The following is a 17597-nucleotide window of genomic DNA, read 5'->3' on the forward strand; positions in this document are numbered from 1 at the left end:
GCGGGCCCGTCGCGTGCCGGGCCGTCGCGCTCCGGCGCGCGTGGCGGCCCGGCGTCGTCACGGGAGGCATCCCCGCGCGTCCTGGGTGACGCGGGTCCGCTGCGGCCGGACCAGCGGCTGCACCGGGACCAGCGGTGGTTCGTTCGAGACCGGTTCGGTGAGGTCGAGCTCCAGCACCCTGGACTGGCCGGGGGCGAACTCCACCATCGTCGAGTAGACCGGACGGGACCGCTCGGTCTCCCGGATGATCGGCGCCCGGTCGCCGTCGAGCCGGGCCGCGGTCACCTCCGCCCCGACGCCCGCGTACAGCGACACCCACAGCAGGTTGGACCCGGGACGGTGCCGTCCCATGCCGGCGTTGTCGAGCCGGCCGGTCACGTAGGAGGGCAGGGTCTTTGAGGGGACGTCGTTGGTCAGGCGCACACGCACGGTCGAGGAACGCCTGCCGTCCCGGCAGGGGCCGAGCCGGTAGTGCAGCGAACGTTCCAGGTAGTAGTCGAGCTTGCCGCCGGCGGAGTTGTTGACCACCAGGGCGGCGAACGGCCCCGGCCGGGACGGCAGCACGCCGCCGAGGGGGGTGCGCGCCAGCAGCCGCTGCTCGGCCCGGTGACGGCTCCAGATCTGCAGCCGCCGGTCGGACGCCATTCCGGCCAGCACGGGCAGCAGCCGGGCGGGGTCGGCGAAGGCGGCGGGCAGGGCCTCGCCGACGGCGCGGGCGATCCCCATGAGGAACACCTTGCGCGCCAGGGGGTCGGGATAGCGGGCGTAGGCCACCCGCTCGGTGAGGTCGACGACGTTCCCCGCCGTCACGACCTCCCCGCCGGGCACGGTGACCGGGCCGATCACCCGGAGCAGATGGGCCAGGCCGACCGGGTCGGTGGCGATGGCGCCGTCGAGCCGGGTGCGGGCCTGGCGCTCCCACAGGCCGGTCCAGATGGCCGCGGCGTAGGGGAAGTGCGGGGAGAGGTTGGAGACCGACAGCATCCGGGTGGCGTTCGGCCCGTAGCGGCCGAGGAATCCACGGCCGGGGTCGGTGACGGGGACGGGGCTGGTGTCGAGGTCGTTGTTGGAGGAGAGCCGCTCGATGACGACCTTGCCCCGGTCGAGCCGCAGGATGCCGAAGGCCCCCACCAGTCCCCCGGTGCCGCGCGCCTCGGCGTTGGTCTGGAAGGCCAGGAAGTAGCGGCGCGGGTCGTCGCCGCCCAGCATCGGGGGCAGCAGCGCGGCTGCGGTCACCGCGTCGCCCAGCGTGCCGCGCAGCTCGTCGATCTCCCGCAACGCGGTGCCGCGGGCCTGGTCGAGCTCGTCAACGCCGGTCCGCGCCGGGGTGGACGCCAGGCGCGAGCTCACCCGGGCGAGCCGGGCGACGGCCTCGTCCAGGACGGGTGCCGCCGTCTCGACCGCGGCCAGCAGCCGCCTCGGGTCCCCCGGCGAGGGGGTGCCCGCGGTGATGAACGCCGCGCCGACGCGCTGGAGGTCGTTCAGCACGCCGGTCAGTTCGGCCACCCCCTCGGACAGCCCCCGTACGGTGCTCGCGGCCTGTCCCACCGTCGGGAGGCGGGTGAGCAGCGACCAGTCGGCACCCGCGGTCAGCCGCCGCGCCTCGGCCGCGTGCCGGGCGGCGTCCGCGAGCGGCGCGGCGACGAGCGACGGCTGTCCCGCGCTCACCGCCGCGCGCAGCCGGAGCAGCGCGCCCCGGGTCGCCTCCAGGTGGTCCCGTACGCTCAGACCGAGGTGCGCCGACCAGCCCCCGGCCGACACGAGGACGGCGACGAGGGCCAGCAGGCAGATGACGGCGGTCCGGCGGTGTCGTCTAGCGGGCACTGGACGATCGACGGCGCCGGACGGAGATCAGGGTGCCGACGATCCCGGCGGCCAGCAGGCCCCCGCCGACCGTGGCCACCGTCGACACCGGTGTTCCGGTGAAGGGCAGCTTCTCCCCCGAGCCCCAGGAGGCGTCGCGGAAGCATCCGCCGCCACCGCAGCCGCCACCGCAGTGGTCGCCCTCGCAGCCGTCACGGGCCTCGAGTGCGAGCAGCGCGACGTTCCTGGCCTTGAGGGCCAGGTTCTCCGCGGCCTTGGCCAGGTCGGCCGCCGCGGAGGCGAGCTCCTCGGCCTCGGACGCGACCCGCGCGGCGTTGGTCGCCACCGCGGCCGCGGCGGCGTTGGTCGGTGCCGCGAGCGCCGCGATGGCCGCGGCGTCGGAGGCGATGTCCGCCGCCCGGTCCGCGATCGCCTCGGCCCTGGCCGCGATGTCCCTGGCCCTGGCGGCGATCCTGCCCGCCTCGGCCGCGATCCAGGCGAGGTCGCCCGGGCGGGCGACCGCACCGCCGGAGACGATCGGCCGGGAGGCCGAGACGAGCTCCACGGTGCCGGGCGCGAGCCTGGCCGCGGTCGCCCCCGCGTTCTGCGCGTCGTTGAGCGCCTCCCTGGCGTCCTCGAGGGCCTCCTCCGCGGCGTTGAGGTTGGCTCCGCCGACGTCACCGGCGATGTCCTCCGCCGCGTTGGCGATGTCCTCGGCGTCGGACGCGACGTCCTCGGCCTCCTCGGCGACCGCCTCGGCGTCGTCCAGGACGTCCTGGGCCTGGAGGGCGATCCGGTTGGCCGAGGCTGCGTAGTCGATGACGGGCGGATACGGCTGTGCGTGGAAACCGGCGGCCGAGGCCGGAAGCCCGGTCCCGGCGGTCGCGGTTCCGGCGATTCCAACGCCCAGCCCGCTCCCGGCCAGCACCGTAAGAAGGATGGACATTGTGTATTTTTTGACCATTTCGAACTCCTCATGGCAAGTATTCAGGCCAGGAGCACAGCGCTTGGAACACAAGCGACATGCCTCCGGAACCCGTTATATTTGACTATCGAAAAAGGCGGCTTATCCGGCTCACCGCCCTTACCGAATGATCACTCACTGTTCTCCGATCTTTGATGTTCACGGGCGAGGCGGATCCATCCGGGCGGAGTGCCGCGGCCCGGCCGGGCGCGCCCGTCTCCGGCGCCCCGCCGCGTCCCTAGAATTCGGATATGCCAACCGCATTGATCACAGGGGCGACGGCCGGCATCGGTGCCGCCTTCGCCGACCGCCTGGCCGCCGACGGCTTCTCCCTCGTCCTGGTCGCCCGCGACGGGAAACGCCTGGCCGAGGTCGCCGAGCGGCTGCGGCTGCGCCACGGGGCGGCGAGCGAGGTGCTCGCCGCCGACCTGGTGACCGAGGAGGGCCTGGAGGCGGTGGAGCGGCGGCTGCGCGAGGGTGTCGACCTGCTGGTCAACAACGCCGGTTTCGGCCATCCGGGCCACTTCCTCGACGTTCCCGCCGAGCAGGAGGTACGGATGCTCAGGCTGCACTGCGAGGCCGTGCTGCGGCTGACGCTGGCCGCGCTTCCGGGGATGAGGGAACGCGACCGGGGCGCGGTCATCAATGTCGCGTCGGTGGCGGCGTTCTTCACCAGGGGCTCCTACAGCGCGTCCAAGGCGTGGGTGGTCAGCTTCAGCGAGTCGGTGGCCGCGGAGATGGCCGGCACCCGGGTGCGGGTCATGGCCCTGTGCCCGGGGTTCGTGCGCACCGAGTTCCACGAACGCGCCTCGATGGACACCTCGGGGATCCCGGGCTTCCTCTGGCTGTCGGCGGAGAACGTGGTCCGCGAGGCCATGCGCGACCTGGCCCGCGGCGTGCGGGTGAGCATCCCCGACCTGCGTTACAAGGCGCTCGTCAGGGTCGGCAGGCTGCTCCCGCTGACCCTGATCGGCCAGGTCTCCCGCCGCATCGGCCGCTAGCCGGCGGACGAGGGACCGGCCGGGAGCGCCCGGGCCGCTGGGAGGGCGGATCGGAGCGCTCCCGGGCCGGGAGACGGTGAGCGGGCGCGCTCCGGATCGGGGTCGCGTGCCGGGGGCCGGGACGTCAGCCGGTCACCGGGAGGTCGCGGTCGACCGGCCGGGGAACCGGTGCCCGGCCGGGCCCGCGGTCCTGGTGCCCGCGCGGGCCGTACCAGCGGTCACCGAACCGGCCCGGACCGAAGGTCCGGTCGCCGAACCCTCCCGGACCGGCCCCACGATCACCGAACCTGCCCTCGCCCGCGCCTTCACCCTCGCCTTCGCCCTCACCCTCGTCCCCGGCTCCGCCTCGTCCTCCGCGCCGTCCCTGCCGGCCCGACTCGTCATCGTCGTCGGACGGAATGATGATGATCTGCCGCCTCTGAGGAGGGCGCCGCGTACGGGTCGGGCTCACCGTGGGCGTCGGGGTGACCGTCGGGGTCACCGTGGGCGTGACGGTCGGAGTGACCGTGGGAGTGACGGTGGGCGTCACGGTCGGGGTGACGGTCGGCGTCACCGTGGGCGTGACCGTCGGAGTGACCGTGGGCGTCACGGTGGGCGTCACGGTGGGCGTCACCGTGGGAGTGACCGTCGGGGTCACCGTCGGAGTGACGGTCGGGGTCACCGTCGGAGTGACGGTGGGCGTGACCGTCGGGGTCACCGTGGGAGTGACGGTCGGCGTCACCGTGGGAGTGACCGTGGGCGTCACGGTCGGGGTGACGGTCGGCGTCACCGTGGGCGTCACCGTCGGGGTCACCGTGGGAGTGACGGTCGGGGTGGGGGTCACGTCGCAGACGGCCCGGGTGATGGTGTTCGTGTCGAGGCTGACCTGCCCGTTGCGGGCCAGTACCCGGCCGTCGACGACGGCGCCGGTCGTCACCGTGATCGACGTCAGCGCGAGGATGTTGCCGACGAAGGTGGAGTTGGTCCCCAGCGTCGCCGAGCTGCCCACCTGCCAGAACACGTTGCACGCCTGGGCGCCGTTGATGAGCTGGACCCTGCTGGCCGATCCGGTGATGAGCGTCGAGGCGACCTGGAAGATGAAGATGGCGTTGGGGTCGCCCTGCGCGTCGAGGGTCAGGGTGCCGGTCAGCCCGAGCGAGGAGGTGGAGGTGTAGACGCCGGACACCAGCGTCCGGCCGACCAGGTCCCCCGAGACGAGGGCGGTCGAGGCCTGCCCGGCCGCGTTGTTGTAGGCGATGGTCAGGTCGTTCTGCGCCTGGAGCGCGACGGCGTCGGCGATGTTCTGGGTCCCGAACACGGTGCCCGGGGGGAACCCGGTCACCGCGGTGCCCGGGCTCAGGCCCAGGTTGCCGGTGATCACGCTGGGGCCGATGTTGGTGACGGTGGTCCCGGCCAGCACGGCGAAGGCGTCGGCGGTGCCGAGGTTCACCGGCTCCTGCATCACCCTCGCCCCGGATTGCGTGGCGACGGTCACGGCGATGACCGGAAGAAGCAGAATTCCGATGAGAAGCCCGAACACTCCTGGCGACCTTCGGGCAAAACCAATGAGAAATACTGTCATTTGCCGGATCTTCTCCCTCAAGGGGCGGCGAACGCGCCTGGACTCATAGGAGCGGTGAAGACATCCGGCCGTATGAAATCTCCCTCGGGTCGAAAGCGCCTGCCGGCATTCTCGACGGCCCGGGAGGTCCGAGAGCCCTACCCCGCGATTCCGCACGCTACCCGGGAATATCGGAAAGCCTCGGCGTGAACCGCTGAAACGGGAAACAAAGATCGCTTAATTCTTCATTGAATATCCGCGGGACGTCGCGCCGCAAGGGGACGCGGACACGAAAGGGCCCGCGCCACGGGAGGGGGTCGTGGCGCGGGCCCTGTCGGCCTTGCGGGATGTGGTCCGGGACGGGCCGGGTGCGGCCCGTCAGGGGTCAGACGCGGGCGTTGGCCGGGTGACCGATGGACAGACCCGAGACCGGGTCGAAGAAGTGCAGGTTGTGGGTGTCGACGACCAGCTCGATGTTCTGGCCGGGACGGACGTGGCTGCGGGAGTTGACGCGGGCGGTCCACAGGGACTTGTCGCCCACCAGCGGCAGCGTGGCGTCCTCCTCGCCGTCGTCGGCGGCGGCGGCGACGGTGTCCTGGTGCTGGACCGGCGGGGCGTCGATCAGGAAGAGCACGTTGATCTCGGAGCCGAGCTCCTCGGTGACCTCGGCGCGGACCTGCAGGCGGGTCCAGCCGCCCGGGGTGCCGTTGGCGGCGACCGAGTCCTCGAAGTCGGAGGGACGGATGCCCAGGATGATCTTCTTGCCGATGTAGTCCTCCAGGCCGCGCTTCTCGGCGAAGGTCTCGGCCGGGACCGGCAGGTTCAGGCCCGCGAAGGTGACGGCCGCGCCGCCGTCGCCGCGTACCAGCTCGGCGTTGACGAAGTTCATCGAGGGGGAGCCCATGAAGCCGGCGACGAACAGGTTGACCGGCTTGTCGAACAGGTTCTGCGGGGTGTCGACCTGCTGCAGCAGACCGTCGCGGAGCACGCAGACGCGGTCCCCGAGGGTCATCGCCTCGACCTGGTCGTGGGTGACGTAGACGGTCGTCACGCCCAGGCGCTCGTGCAGGGTGTTCAGGGAGGCGCGCATGGAGACGCGGAGCTTGGCGTCCAGGTTGGACAGCGGCTCGTCCATCAGGAAGGCCTGGGGCTCACGGACGATGGCGCGGCCCATCGCGACACGCTGGCGCTGACCACCGGACAGGGCGGCCGGCTTGCGCTTGAGGTACTGGTCGAGGCCAAGCATCTTGGCGGCCTCGCCGACCCGCTTGGCGATCTCCGCCTTGGGCATCTTGCGGAGCTTCAGACCGAAGGCGAGGTTCTCCTCGACGGTCATGTGCGGGTAGAGCGCGTAGTTCTGGAAGACCATGGCGATGTCGCGGTCCTTCGGGGGCAGGTGGTTGACCACCCGGTCGCCGATCGCGATCTCACCGCCGCTGATGTCCTCAAGGCCCGCGATCATGCGCAGGGCGGTGGACTTGCCGCAGCCGGACGGGCCGACCAGCACCATGAACTCGCCGTCCTTGATCTCAAGGTCGAGGCCGTTCACGGCTTTGACGCCGCCCGCGTAGATCTTGTCGACTTTGCTGAGAACGATGGATGCCATGGATGTCCTTACCGCCCCGGGCCAACCCCGTGTTCACCCGATATTGGATACGTTTTCATGCATCTCATCGGAAACGGACATCGGTGTCAAGAGGTTGCCCGGTTCTGGCCTGTCAGCAGGGCGGTCGTTATGCCTCCGTACTGGATCGTTCGTGAAAAACATGATGGAATCGTTTCCATGAACATGCGTCGCGCGACGATCAGGGACGTCGCCGAGACCGCCGGGGTCGGGGTCGCCACCGTGTCGCGGGTCCTGTCCGGCGGGTCGGCCAGCCCGGAGACCAGGGAGCGGGTGCTGACGGTCGCCGCCCAGCTCGACTACCGGCCCAGCGCGCTCGGCCGCAACCTGCGCCAGCGCCGCTCGGGCGGGATCGGCCTGCTGCTGCCCGACATCACCGACACCTTCTACGGGAGGGTGGCCGACGGGGTGCTCGCCTGCGCACGCTCGGCGGGAGAGCCGGTGATCGTGGGCACCACGGGTGACGACCCCGAGCGCGAGGCCGAGCTGATCGGCATGCTCATGGAGCAGGGGGTGGACCGGCTGGTCGCGATCCCCTCGGGGGACGGCGAGAGCTGGGCGCCGACCCTGCGGGCCGGGCTGACCACCGTGTTCGCGCACCGGACCTCGGCCGGGTGCGGGGACATCCCGGCCGTGCTGGCCGACGACCGCGCCGGGGTCAGGACCGCGGTGGACTACCTGACCGGGCTGGGGCACCGGCGCATCGCCTACCTGGGCGGTCCCGGGCAGGCCCAGCGGCTGGCGGTCTTCCGGGAGGCGATGGGCCCGCTCGTCGACGAGGAGCTCATCGTGGTGGCCCGGGGCAGCCGCGACTCCGCCTACGCCGCGGCGGCCGGGCTCTTCCAGCACCGGCCCGACCTGACCGCGGTGCTGGCGGGCGGCAACCTGCTGGGCGAGGCGGCCGTGCTGGCCGCGCGGGAGCTGGACCTGCGCCTGCCCAGGGACATGTCGCTGATCATGTTCGACGACGTGCCCTGGGCGGAGCTGTGCTCGCCGTCGCTGACGGTGATCGCCCAGCCGGCCCAGGACATCGGCTACCGCGCCGCCGAGCTGGTGCTCCGCGGCGGCGGCAGGCGCCCGCGCGGCGTGCTGCTGCCCACCGAGCTGATCGTCAGGGGCAGCTGCGCGGCTAGAGGGACTTCTCGATCGCCGCGATGACGGCGGGGTCGCCGGGCTCGACGCCGGGCCTGAAGCGGGCCACCACCTCGCCGTCGGCGGAGACGAGGAACTTCTCGAAGTTCCACTGCACGTCCCCGGCCTGGCCGTCGGCGTCCGGGACCTCGGTGAGCCCGGCGTAGAGCGGGTGCCTGCCCTCACCGTTGACCTCGGTCTTGGCCAGCAGCGGGAAGTCCACGCCGTAGGTGCTGACGCAGAACTCCTGGATCTCCTCGGCGCTGCCCGGTTCCTGGCCCATGAACTGGTTGCACGGCACGCCGACCACGGTGAGGCCCCGCTCGCCGTAGGTCCGCTGGAGCTCGACGAGCCCGGCGTACTGCGGGGTGAGCCCGCACTTGGAGGCGACGTTCACCACGAGGACGGCCCCGTCCCCGGCCAGCTCGGCCAGGGTGGTGGGGGTGCCGGAAAGAGTCTGTACGGCGGTATCACGGATTCCCATGCAGTGCACCCTAATCCCCTTGTCACATTTGAGAGTTATGACGTCCATAAAGTGAAATGTGACTGAAGCCACAGGCGGGACGACACCCGCCTCACCATCGCTTTGATCATTCTCTTACCGATCTCTGACATGGCTCCTGACAGCCGCTGTCGGCTGGCCCGCCACCGGATCGCGAGGCATCGTGGCGCCGTCCCCCGACCTCAAGGCACAAGGGAGTCCCATGTCGACGCTACGCCGTACCGGTGCGCTGGTGATCACTTCGGTGCTCGCCCTCGGCACCACCACGGTCGCCCAGGCGTCCTCGGCGAGTACGGGCAACCGGGCGGTCGCCAGGCCGATGGTGTCCGCTCACGGCTGGAACAGCACTCAGTTCGACTGCCTCAGCAGGCTCTGGACCAAGGAGAGCAACTGGAACCACCGCGCCCGCAACCGCTCCTCGGGCGCGTACGGCATCCCGCAGGCGCTGCCCGGCGGGAAGATGGCCAGCGCGGGACGCGACTGGCGCACCAACCCCAGGACGCAGATCAAGTGGGGGCTCGGCTACATCAAGCAGCGCTACGGCTCACCGTGCCGGGCGTGGTCGCACTCGCTGTCGCGGGGTTGGTACTAGATCAGGAGCGAGCACTCCGAAACCCCATGGTGGGCTGATTTTCATGCCGTCTCCGGGCATGGGGGATTCGCCGGTCGTCATCGACCTCTCGCTGAATCACCCGTAGATCCCGAAGATCGGGCAAACACCTTTCCTTCGCGTGTCCCAACCGCCGCCCGGCGCTCTCCGGCGTACTAGAAAGCCGCCTAGAGAGACCGCCGCGGCGTCTCATGCCGGAAACAGGCCGGCGAGACCGCGCGGGCGTTCCCCGTCCGAGCCACGGGCGCCGGAATCGTCAGGCGGGCGAGGGCGTCGATGCCCTCGCCCGCCCCCGCACGCGGCCCGAGGACAAGGAAACATGTGAACAGCAGCCACCGTGTCCTACGCGGTACCGTCGTCACCGTTCTCGCCGCCTCGGCGATGGTCGGTCCGTCGACGGCGGGACGAGCCGAGAGCGCCACCGAGTCGTCCAGGAAAGGGACGGCGCGGATGGTGCACCGCTTCACCTGGATGACCCAGGTGAAGCCCACGATGAAGGCGGTCGCCAGGACCGCCAAGAGCAGGAACAAGACGATCGCCTACCGCCTCGTCTCCCGGCGGGCGTGGCCGCACAGGCAGTTCCGCTGCCTGGACAGCCTGTGGACCAGGGAGAGCAACTGGAACCACCGCGCCTACAACCGCTCCTCGGGGGCCTACGGCATCCCGCAGGCGCTGCCCGGCTCGAAGATGGGCGGCAGCGGCGGGGACTGGCGGTACAACCCGATCACGCAGATCCACTGGGGTCTGCGCTACATCAAGAGCCGCTACGGGTCACCGTGCGGCGCGTGGGGTCACTTCCGGTCGAGCAACTGGTACTGACCCGTCCGGAGAGTGTCCAGGGGAAGGGAACACTCTCCCGGCGCCCGGGGCCGTCCACGGCCCCGGGCGTCACCCTTCGCGGGCCCCGCGGCCTCATTGACGGACGTACAGCGTACGTGCCACCCTCGTGAACGTACGTACGATGTACGTCTCCAGGAGGCCCCCATGTCGACGCACGACCTCTACGCCATCCCCTCCGAGCTGTCCACGTGGGACGTCGAGGCGGCCGGGGCCGCCCGGTTCACCTGGGAGTACGACGAGGGCCGGGACCGCATGCTGAGCCTGTACCAGAAGGGCAAGGACAAGCAGTGGGACTCGGCCAAGCGCATCGACTGGGACCTGGAGGTCGATCCGTACAATGTGCTCGGCGTCCCCGACCAGACGCTGGCGATCTACGGCAGCCCGCTGTGGGAGCGGATGGACGACAGGCAGCGCGCCGACGTGCGGCTGCACAACGCCTCCTGGCAGTTCTCCCAGTTCCTGCACGGTGAGCAGGGGGCGATGATCTGCTCGGCCAGGATCGTGGAGTCGGTCCCCGACCTGGACTCGAAGTTCTACGCGGCCACCCAGACCATGGACGAGGCCCGGCACGCCGAGACCTACGCCCGGTTCCTGCAGGAGAAGGTGGGCCTGGCCTACCCGATCAACCCCCACCTCAAGGCGCTGCTCGACAACACGCTGAGCGACTCCCGCTGGGACATGCCCTACCTGGGCATGCAGGTGCTCATCGAGGGTCTCGCGCTGGCCGCCTTCGGCGTGATGCGCGACATCACCACCAAGCCGCTGCCCAAGCAGATCCTCGCCTACGTCATGCAGGACGAGGCCCGGCACGTGGCCTTCGGCCGGATGGCGCTGCGCGACCACTACGCGCAGCTCGGCGAGGCCGAACTGCGCGAGCGCGAGGACTTCGTCATCGAGGGCTGCTACCTGATGCGCGACCGGCTGCGCGGCCGCGAGACCTGGGAGACCCTGGGCCTGAACAAGGCCGAGGTGGCCGAGGCCATGGAGTGCGTCGACCGGTCGGAGTACCTGAGGATCTTCCGCTCGCTGCTGTTCAGCCGGATCGTCCCCTGCGTCAAGGACATCGGGCTGTGGAGCCCGCGCCTGCAGCAGGCCTACGCCGACATGGGCGTGCTGGAGATGGCCGGCCAGGACCTGGACCGGCTGATGCGCCAGGACGAGGACATCGCCGAACGGCTCGACGCCGAGCGGTTCGCCGCCGAGGAGGCCGAGCGCCAGGCCGAGGTCGCCGAGACCGTCGCCATGGGCGGCACCGACTCCCCCCGGCCCTGATCCCCCGCTCACCCCCTTCGTCTCAGGGCAGGTCCAGGGCGCTCAGGCCGAGCAGGAACGTCTGCCGGTCGCGGGTGGTCAGGGTCTCGTACGGCCGCGCGGCGCGGCGGTTGGTGTCGGCCTCGATCCGGTCCCGGACCGGCCCCGGGGGCAGGGAGACGATCTCGGCGGCGGTCAGGCCCGCCCGCGTCCAGGCTCCGGCGTGCGCGTCGGCGCGGTGGTAGCGCAGGGCCGCCAGCCGGTTGAAGAGCAGCACGCCCGGCGGGGTGCCCGCGGGCTCGTACGGCGGCGAGGCCTGGGTGAAGGCGGCCCCGCCGGTCGCCGCGCCCGCCTCCAGGAGCCGCCCGGCGATGGCGGCCAGCTCGGGCAGCCGGTCGGCCTGGGCGGCCCACAGCCCGCCGAGCACCGTCGCGTGCACCTCGTACAGGGAGGCGATGAAGGCCCGTGCGGCCGGGGTCGCGCGCAGGACGCCCCCCTGGGCGGGAGCGCCGGTGGGGGCGGTGTCCTCGGCCAGGGTGCCCTGGACGAGGTGGACGTCGATCTCGGACCGTCGCAGGGGGTTGTAGCGGTAGACGGCGGCCACCCCGGCAGGGGTGAGCGGCCTGACCGGAAGCACGAAGCGGAGATCGACCAGCAGGTCGGCCTGCAGCCCCGAGCGCTCGGTGAGCTCCCGGCACGATGGCCTGCTCGCGATGTGGACCCCGAGGTTGACCGCGTCGATCAGCGGGCCGATCGACGCCGCGTAGCCGGGCAGATCATCGAAGCGGGACATGCTCCGCTATCTTGCCGCATTTTTTACCGTCCGACCCCCGCGAGCACGGACGCGACGGCCCCGGCGGTGACGGCGATGGTGCCGACCCAGGCGATGAGGACGTCGGCGCGGTCGTCGAGGGGGCGTCCCCGGCGGAGGGCCTCCTGGGCGCGCCGGTAGCGGACGCCGGTCTGGGTCAGCAGCAGGAAGGCGCAGAACACGGCGGGGACGAACAGCAGGGCGATCCCGGCGGGGGCACCGGCGCGCAGGGCCACCCCGGCGCCGCCCAGGCCACCGGCCGCCAGCACGGTGGCGGTACGGACCCAGGCGAGCCTGGTCCGCTCGCCCTGCAGGCCGCCGTCCCCGGACCCGTCTCCGTCCCGGGGGCCGCTCATCGGGAGCCCGCTCATCGAGAGCCCGTGCATCGAGAGCCCGTGCATCGGGAACCGCTCATCGGGAGCCGTTCATCGGGAGAGCAGGATGAGGATCAGGGCCAGCACGGCGACGGCCGCCACCCCGTACCCGAACAGCGGGGCCAGGGCCGGGGGCGGGAGCGGCGCGGAGCTGCGCAGGGCCCGCTCGACGCTGCGCCAGCGGGGATAGGCCATCGCGGCGGCCAGGGCGGACAGCGACACCAGGACCACCGCGAGCAGGGTGCGCATCCACGGGATGAAGACGTCGGCGGAGACCGCGGCCATGGCGACGCCGCCCGCGCTGAGCGCGAGCGACGTACTCAACCAGGTCAGATAGGTGCGTTCGTTGGCGAGAGTGAACCGGGGATCCGGTTCGTTGTCCGGAGCGTCCATGGGAACGACGCTATTTCAGCGCTATTCCCCTAGGAGAATGCGGGTTGGGAACAGGCCGTCGTCACCCGCAGGCGTTGGTCAGCTGCTGGACCCAGCCCACCGAGTCGGTGGCCACCTTCTGGGCGGCGTCGACGGCGCTGTTGGCGTCGGTGACATTGAAGCCCTGCAGGGTGTTGGACACGCCGTCGGCGGCCTCCTTCAGGGAGGTGTTGGCGGCCTTGTCGGCGAGATCACCCAGCTTGGCGCCCCCGTCGTTCAGCGCCTTCTCCATGCCCGCGGGGTCGTTGAGCAGGCCGGACACCTTGGAGGCGGTCTCGGTGACGATACCCGCGGCCTGCACGCACTGCTGCGCCTTGTCGATGCCCTGGCTCACCTGCTGGATCTCGGAGCAGCCCGTGACCAGCAGGGCGGCGGCCACCGCTGAGGCGGCGAGGACGGGAATTCGTCGCGGAAGGGGTCGCATGTCCCGACCCTACCCAACCCGCTCGCGCGGCAGGCGCCGTCGTACCGGCTCGTTACCGAAGGAGGCCGCGGGCCCGGAACGCGGAGAGGCACACCGACCCGAACATGGTTCGGGTCGTACGATCCTCAGTATTCGCACAAGGGGGGAACCATGGAGCTCTGTCAGCATCTCACCGAGGCCCGGACCGAGGACCCGCCGGCGCGCACGCCGCAGGGGTGTGAGGAGTGCCTGGCGATCGGAGCGCGCTGGGTCCATCTGCGCAGGTGCCTGTCCTGCGGCCACATCGGCTGCTGTGACTCGTCGCCCAACCGGCACGCCACCGGCCACGCCACCGAGATCGGCCACCCGGTCATCGCCTCGTTCGAACCGGGCGAGAGCTGGCGCTGGTGCTACGTGGACAACGTCATGGGCTGAGGCGCGTCCACCGACGATCTCGGCTCCGCCGCACCGAGGCGCCGGACACGCCGTGTCGCACGAGTGCGCGACGTCCGGCTCGTCGTGGAGGCGCGGCGCCTCGACCGACGGCCGGGTCATGGCCGGGTCATGGCCGGGAACGTGCCGGTCGGCACCGGCCGGGCCGTCACCGGTCCCTCACCCTCGCCTCTCACCCCCCGGGGGAGGGCCGGTTCGAAGACCGGGCCTGCTCGCCGCCTCGGTGCGGGCCGCGTGATCTGCGGTCATCCCGTGGACCGGCGCGCCCGCCTCGCTTCACGGTCGATCGCCCAGGCGTCCGCCACCGGGCCCAGGTGCCCCAGCTTGTCGGGGTTGATCACCGAGCGGACCGTCTGGATCCTCCCGCCGAGCACATCGAGCGCCAGGACGTGGAGCACCCGGCCGTCCCGGTCGCGGAAGATCGCACCCGGCTGGCCGTTGATCTCGTGCGGCTCGAACGTCACGTCGATCCGGGCCACCCGGGAGAAGAAGGAGGCGAGCAGCCGGGCCACGTTCTCGGCGCCGGAGACGGTCCTGGCCAGCTGGGGGGCCTTGCCCCCACCGTCGCCGACCACCGACACGTCGGCGGCGAGCAGTTCCCGCAGGCCGGCGACGTCGCCCTCGCGAAGGGCGGCGAAGAACCGTGAGGCCAGTTCCTCCCGCTCCTTGCGGGCCGCTTCGAAGCGGGGCCGGCCGGTCTCCATGTGCCGCCGTGCCCGCACCAGCAGCTGCCGGCACGCGGCCTCCGAGCGTCCCACCGCCGACGCGACCTCGTCGAACCCGAAGCCGAACACCTCCCGCAGTACGAACACCGCCCGTTCCAGCGGGCTGAGCCGTTCCAGCAGCAGCAACGCCGCCATCGACACCGAGTCGGCCAGCTCCGCCGACCGCGCCGGATCCTGGTACGGGTCGCTCAGCAGCGGCTCGGGCAACCACGGGCCCACGTACTCCTCGCGCCGCGCACGGGCGGAGCGCAGCACGTCGATCGAGATCCGTGTCACCACGGCCGACAGAAGGGCCTTGGTCGACATGGGCGGGGTCGTCAGGGCGTCGAAGCGCAGCCACGTCTCCTGTACCGCGTCCTCGGCCTCCCCCACGCTGCCCAGGATCCGGTAGGCGATCGAGAACAGCAGCGGTCGCAGTTCCTCGAACTCCTCGGCCTTGTCCACTCCGGCTTCCCTCCCCTGTCCCTCGTCCGTACCGTCCGGCGCGGGAGTCTTCCGGTGATCGTCCACGGTGCCGGCACGGCAGGGCGACGCCCCGGCGGGGGCCCGGAGCCCGCGGACCCTGAGCCGGTCGCCGGTGCCGTTCAGTGGAACTGCCCGGGCACGTAGTCACCGGCCGGCTGCCGGGCGATGATGTTCAGCCGGTTCGCGGTGTTCATGAAGGAGACCAGGATCACCAGGGCGGCGAGCTGTCCCTCGTCGTGGTGTTCGGCGGCGCGGGCCCAGGTGTCGTCGCCGACCCCGTCGGCCGCGTCCGCGACCCGGGTCCCCTCCTCCGCCAGCCTCAGTGCGGCGCGCTCGGCCTCGGTGAAGACCGTGGCCTCCCGCCATGCCGCGACCAGGTTCAGCCGCACCGGGCTCTCACCGGCGGCGGTGGCCTCCTTGGTGTGCATGTCGATGCAGACGGCGCAGCCGTTGATCTGGCTCACGCGGAGCGCCACCAGTTCCTGTGTGGCGGCCGGCAGCGGGGACTCCTTGAGTGCCCTGCCCGCCGACATGAAGTGCTTGAGGACCTTGCCGGCGGCGGGGTCGGCGAAGTAGTTCAGTCGAGCGTCCACGTCGTGCTCCTGTGCGGTCGGTGATGGCTACACCTCCTGAGACGAGGTGGCCCGACCCCCAGTGACATGGACGAATGTGACCTGTGTCTCCCGGCCGCCGGCCGAGGGGTCGCGGCCGGCCTCGTTCCGTCCGGGGCTCTCGGGACGGTGTGCCGGGCTCGCGAACGTGACGGGACGGCGCCACGGGCCCGCGCGGGCTCCCGAGAGGGCTCACCGGCCGGGTCCGTGACCGGGCTCAGTCACGCTCCAGCGTGGCTTCCTCGAAGTCGATCTCGTGGAGGACCCGGCGGAGCACCTCGTCGTCGACGCGCCGCTCGTCGCGCAGGCGGACGAAGACCTCGCGCTCGACCGCCAGCATCTCCCTGCGGAGCCGCCGGTAGACGGTGCTGGGCGTCTCCTCGCCCTCCGGGCCGGTCCCGCCGCCCAGCCGCTCCCACGCGGTGAGGGCGCGGCGCTCGGTGCGCGACCTGAGCTGGTCGACCACCTCCCGGTGGACGTCGTCGACCCCGTCGGCCACCAGCTCCTCCAGCCGGGCCAGCGACGCCGAGGCCGCGGCCTGCTGGGCGGCGGCCTCGGACAGGTTGTCGGCGTAGGTCTCCTGCTCGTTGGAGACCCTGAGCCTGCGGATCAGCGCCGGGAACGTCAGGCCCTGGAGGAGCAGGGTGCCGATCACCACCGCGAAGGTGAGGAAGAGCAGCAGGTCGCGTCCCTCGAAGTCCTCCGGGATGGCGAAGGCCGCGGCCAGGGAGACCACGCCGCGCATGCCGGCCCAGCTCACGATGGTCGCGTACTGCCACGACGGCGCGTGGGTCTCGCGGCTGCGGACCTTCTTGGACAGCATCCTGGGCAGGTAGAGGCTGGGCACCACCCAGACCGCCCGGGAGATCACCACCGCGGCGAAGACGGCCAGGGCCATCCCGGTGAGTCTCCACCGGTCGCTCCACTCCAGCTCCCTGACGATCGGCCACAGCTGCAGGCCGATCAGCGCGAAGACGATCGTCTCCAGGAAGAAGCCGAGCACCCGCCAGATCGCGTCGGACAGCAGCCGGGTGCCGAAGCCCGCCCTGGGCATCCGGTGCCCGATGTAGAGGCCGACGATCACGACGACGACCACCCCGGAGACGTGCACGCTCTCGGCCGCCAGGTAGACGGCGAACGGGGCCAGCAGCATGACCGTGTTCTCGATGAGCGCCTCGCGCAGCCGCAGCAGCACCCAGGTCAGCATCCAGGCGAGCGCCAGCCCCATGACCACGCCGCCCACCGCGGCCAGGACGAAGTCGACGGTGACGTCCAGCCAGGTCAGGCCCTGCCCCAGCGCGGCGGCGATGGCCACCCGGTAGGCGGTGAGCGCGGTGGCGTCGTTGAACAGGCTCTCCCCCACCAGGATGGTGACCACCTTGCGCGGCAGCCCGAGCCTGCGGGCCACGGCGACGGCGGCGACCGCGTCCGGCGGGGCCACGATGGCGCCCAGCGCGAACGCGGCGGCGAGCGGCAGCTCGGGCAGGAGCAGGTGGGCGACCCCTCCGACGACCAGCGTGGTGAACAGCACCAGGCCGATCGAGAGCAGCGCGACCGGCCTGCGGAGATCCTTGAGCCTGAGGTAGGAGCTGTCGATCGCCGCCGCGTAGAGCAGCGGCGGAAGGAAGACCAGCAGGACGAGTTCGGGGTCGAGCTCGTACTCGGGGAACAGCGGTGACAGCACCAGGCCCGCGAACACCAGCAGCAGCGGCGCCGGCCACCCCCTGCGCCTGGCCACCGCGGCCACGGCGATCCCGACGACCGACACGGCCAGCATCTGCAGCACCGTCGACTGGTCCACGCCACCCCGCCCGATAGAGATCGATCAGCCCGCCCGCCCGGTGCCTCCGGGGGGCCGCCCGCGAGGGGCGGGACGCCGTCGGGCGCCGGGGTCCGCGTATCCGGCGAACGGGTCACCGTATCCCCTCGGGGGCCGCGCTGGCGAACGGGCGCGACGGGACCGCGCGGAACGTGAGCCGGGACACACCGGCGGGCCGTCCGGGCTCACGGCCCGGCGCGGGCCCGGCCCAGGTCCCGGCTCAGGTCCAGGCGCGGTC

General features: G+C 71.7%; 17 protein-coding genes and 1 pseudogene. 6 read left to right on the plus strand and 12 right to left on the minus strand.

Annotated elements, in window-relative coordinates:
• Positions 1-57: 57 nt before the first annotated feature.
• Both ABD832_RS28170 and ABD832_RS28175 read right to left on the minus strand, forming a co-directional pair.
• Complete coding sequence (locus ABD832_RS28170; RefSeq protein ID WP_344900718.1) at positions 58-1824, minus strand: DUF4012 domain-containing protein; 1767 nt, start codon at positions 1822-1824, stop codon at positions 58-60.
• On the minus strand, positions 1814-2749 hold the full coding sequence (locus ABD832_RS28175) for a hypothetical protein (protein ID WP_344900720.1): 936 nt from the start codon (positions 2747-2749) through the stop codon (positions 1814-1816). Before ABD832_RS28175 ends, ABD832_RS28170 begins: the two co-directional genes overlap by 11 nt.
• A 269-nt stretch (positions 2750-3018) precedes the next feature.
• Between ABD832_RS28175 and ABD832_RS28180 the strand changes: the two genes are divergently transcribed.
• Complete coding sequence (locus tag ABD832_RS28180; protein ID WP_344900721.1) at positions 3019-3768, plus strand: SDR family NAD(P)-dependent oxidoreductase; 750 nt, start codon at positions 3019-3021, stop codon at positions 3766-3768.
• Between the two features lie 124 nt (positions 3769-3892).
• Here ABD832_RS28180 and ABD832_RS28185 read toward each other — a convergent pair whose 3' ends face one another.
• Positions 3893-5242 carry an ice-binding family protein gene (locus ABD832_RS28185; protein WP_344900723.1) on the minus strand — a complete coding sequence of 450 codons (1350 nt, stop codon included), beginning with the start codon at positions 5240-5242 and terminating at the stop codon, positions 3893-3895.
• 451 nt (positions 5243-5693) lie between these two features.
• Positions 5694-6914, minus strand: a complete 1221-nt coding sequence (locus ABD832_RS28190; RefSeq protein WP_344900725.1) for an ABC transporter ATP-binding protein — start codon at positions 6912-6914, stop codon at positions 5694-5696.
• A gap of 177 nt (positions 6915-7091) precedes the next feature.
• On the opposite strand from ABD832_RS28190, the gene ABD832_RS28195 reads away from it, so the two are divergent.
• A complete protein-coding gene (locus tag ABD832_RS28195; RefSeq protein ID WP_344900727.1) occupies positions 7092-8090 on the plus strand; it encodes a LacI family DNA-binding transcriptional regulator in 999 nt (332 codons plus the stop codon).
• Here the strand turns inward: ABD832_RS28195 and ABD832_RS28200 are convergent.
• Positions 8062-8547, minus strand: coding sequence for a glutathione peroxidase (locus tag ABD832_RS28200; RefSeq protein WP_344900729.1), 486 nt, complete (start codon positions 8545-8547; stop codon positions 8062-8064). The two genes, ABD832_RS28195 and ABD832_RS28200, sit on opposite strands and share 29 nt — an antisense overlap.
• 319 nt (positions 8548-8866) lie before the next feature.
• On the opposite strand from ABD832_RS28200, the pseudogene ABD832_RS28205 reads away from it, so the two are divergent.
• The 3 genes and pseudogenes from ABD832_RS28205 to ABD832_RS28215 form a co-directional block, all read left to right on the plus strand.
• Positions 8867-9157, plus strand: a pseudogene (locus tag ABD832_RS28205) (aggregation-promoting factor C-terminal-like domain-containing protein); the annotation flags it as partial.
• A gap of 339 nt (positions 9158-9496) precedes the next feature.
• Positions 9497-9994 (plus strand): aggregation-promoting factor C-terminal-like domain-containing protein, encoded by a 498-nt coding sequence (locus tag ABD832_RS28210; RefSeq protein ID WP_344900731.1) that lies wholly within the window; start codon positions 9497-9499, stop codon positions 9992-9994.
• 165 nt (positions 9995-10159) lie between these two features.
• Entirely contained in the window at positions 10160-11287 is a 1128-nt protein-coding gene (locus tag ABD832_RS28215; RefSeq protein WP_344900733.1) for a ferritin-like domain-containing protein, read from the plus strand.
• A gap of 22 nt (positions 11288-11309) precedes the next feature.
• Here ABD832_RS28215 and ABD832_RS28220 read toward each other — a convergent pair whose 3' ends face one another.
• The 4 genes from ABD832_RS28220 to ABD832_RS28235 form a co-directional block, all read right to left on the minus strand.
• Positions 11310-12059 (minus strand): hypothetical protein, encoded by a 750-nt coding sequence (locus ABD832_RS28220; RefSeq protein ID WP_344900735.1) that lies wholly within the window; start codon positions 12057-12059, stop codon positions 11310-11312.
• 23 nt (positions 12060-12082) lie between these two features.
• Complete coding sequence (locus ABD832_RS28225; RefSeq protein ID WP_344900737.1) at positions 12083-12478, minus strand: DUF202 domain-containing protein; 396 nt, start codon at positions 12476-12478, stop codon at positions 12083-12085.
• Between the two features lie 24 nt (positions 12479-12502).
• The gene (locus ABD832_RS28230) at positions 12503-12844 is read right to left on the minus strand and encodes a YidH family protein (protein ID WP_344900739.1); all 342 of its coding nucleotides are present in this window, start codon (positions 12842-12844) and stop codon (positions 12503-12505) included.
• 61 nt (positions 12845-12905) lie between these two features.
• The gene (locus tag ABD832_RS28235; RefSeq protein WP_344900741.1) at positions 12906-13307 is read right to left on the minus strand and encodes a hypothetical protein; all 402 of its coding nucleotides are present in this window, start codon (positions 13305-13307) and stop codon (positions 12906-12908) included.
• Between the two features lie 150 nt (positions 13308-13457).
• Between ABD832_RS28235 and ABD832_RS28240 the strand changes: the two genes are divergently transcribed.
• The gene (locus tag ABD832_RS28240) at positions 13458-13721 is read left to right on the plus strand and encodes a UBP-type zinc finger domain-containing protein (protein ID WP_344900743.1); all 264 of its coding nucleotides are present in this window, start codon (positions 13458-13460) and stop codon (positions 13719-13721) included.
• Positions 13722-13984: 263 nt separating this feature from the next.
• On the opposite strand, the gene ABD832_RS28245 is transcribed toward ABD832_RS28240, so the two are convergent.
• From ABD832_RS28245 to ABD832_RS28255, 3 genes are all read right to left on the minus strand, one after another.
• A complete protein-coding gene (locus ABD832_RS28245; RefSeq protein WP_344900745.1) occupies positions 13985-14908 on the minus strand; it encodes an RNA polymerase sigma-70 factor in 924 nt (307 codons plus the stop codon).
• A 140-nt stretch (positions 14909-15048) separates the two neighbouring features.
• Positions 15049-15522, minus strand: coding sequence for a carboxymuconolactone decarboxylase family protein (locus tag ABD832_RS28250; protein WP_344900747.1), 474 nt, complete (start codon positions 15520-15522; stop codon positions 15049-15051).
• A gap of 235 nt (positions 15523-15757) precedes the next feature.
• Entirely contained in the window at positions 15758-17341 is a 1584-nt protein-coding gene (locus ABD832_RS28255) for a Na+/H+ antiporter (RefSeq protein ID WP_344900749.1), read from the minus strand.
• Positions 17342-17597 lie beyond the last annotated feature (256 nt).

Source organism: Streptosporangium longisporum (genome assembly GCF_039534895.1).
GTDB lineage: Bacteria > Actinomycetota > Actinomycetes > Streptosporangiales > Streptosporangiaceae > Streptosporangium > Streptosporangium longisporum.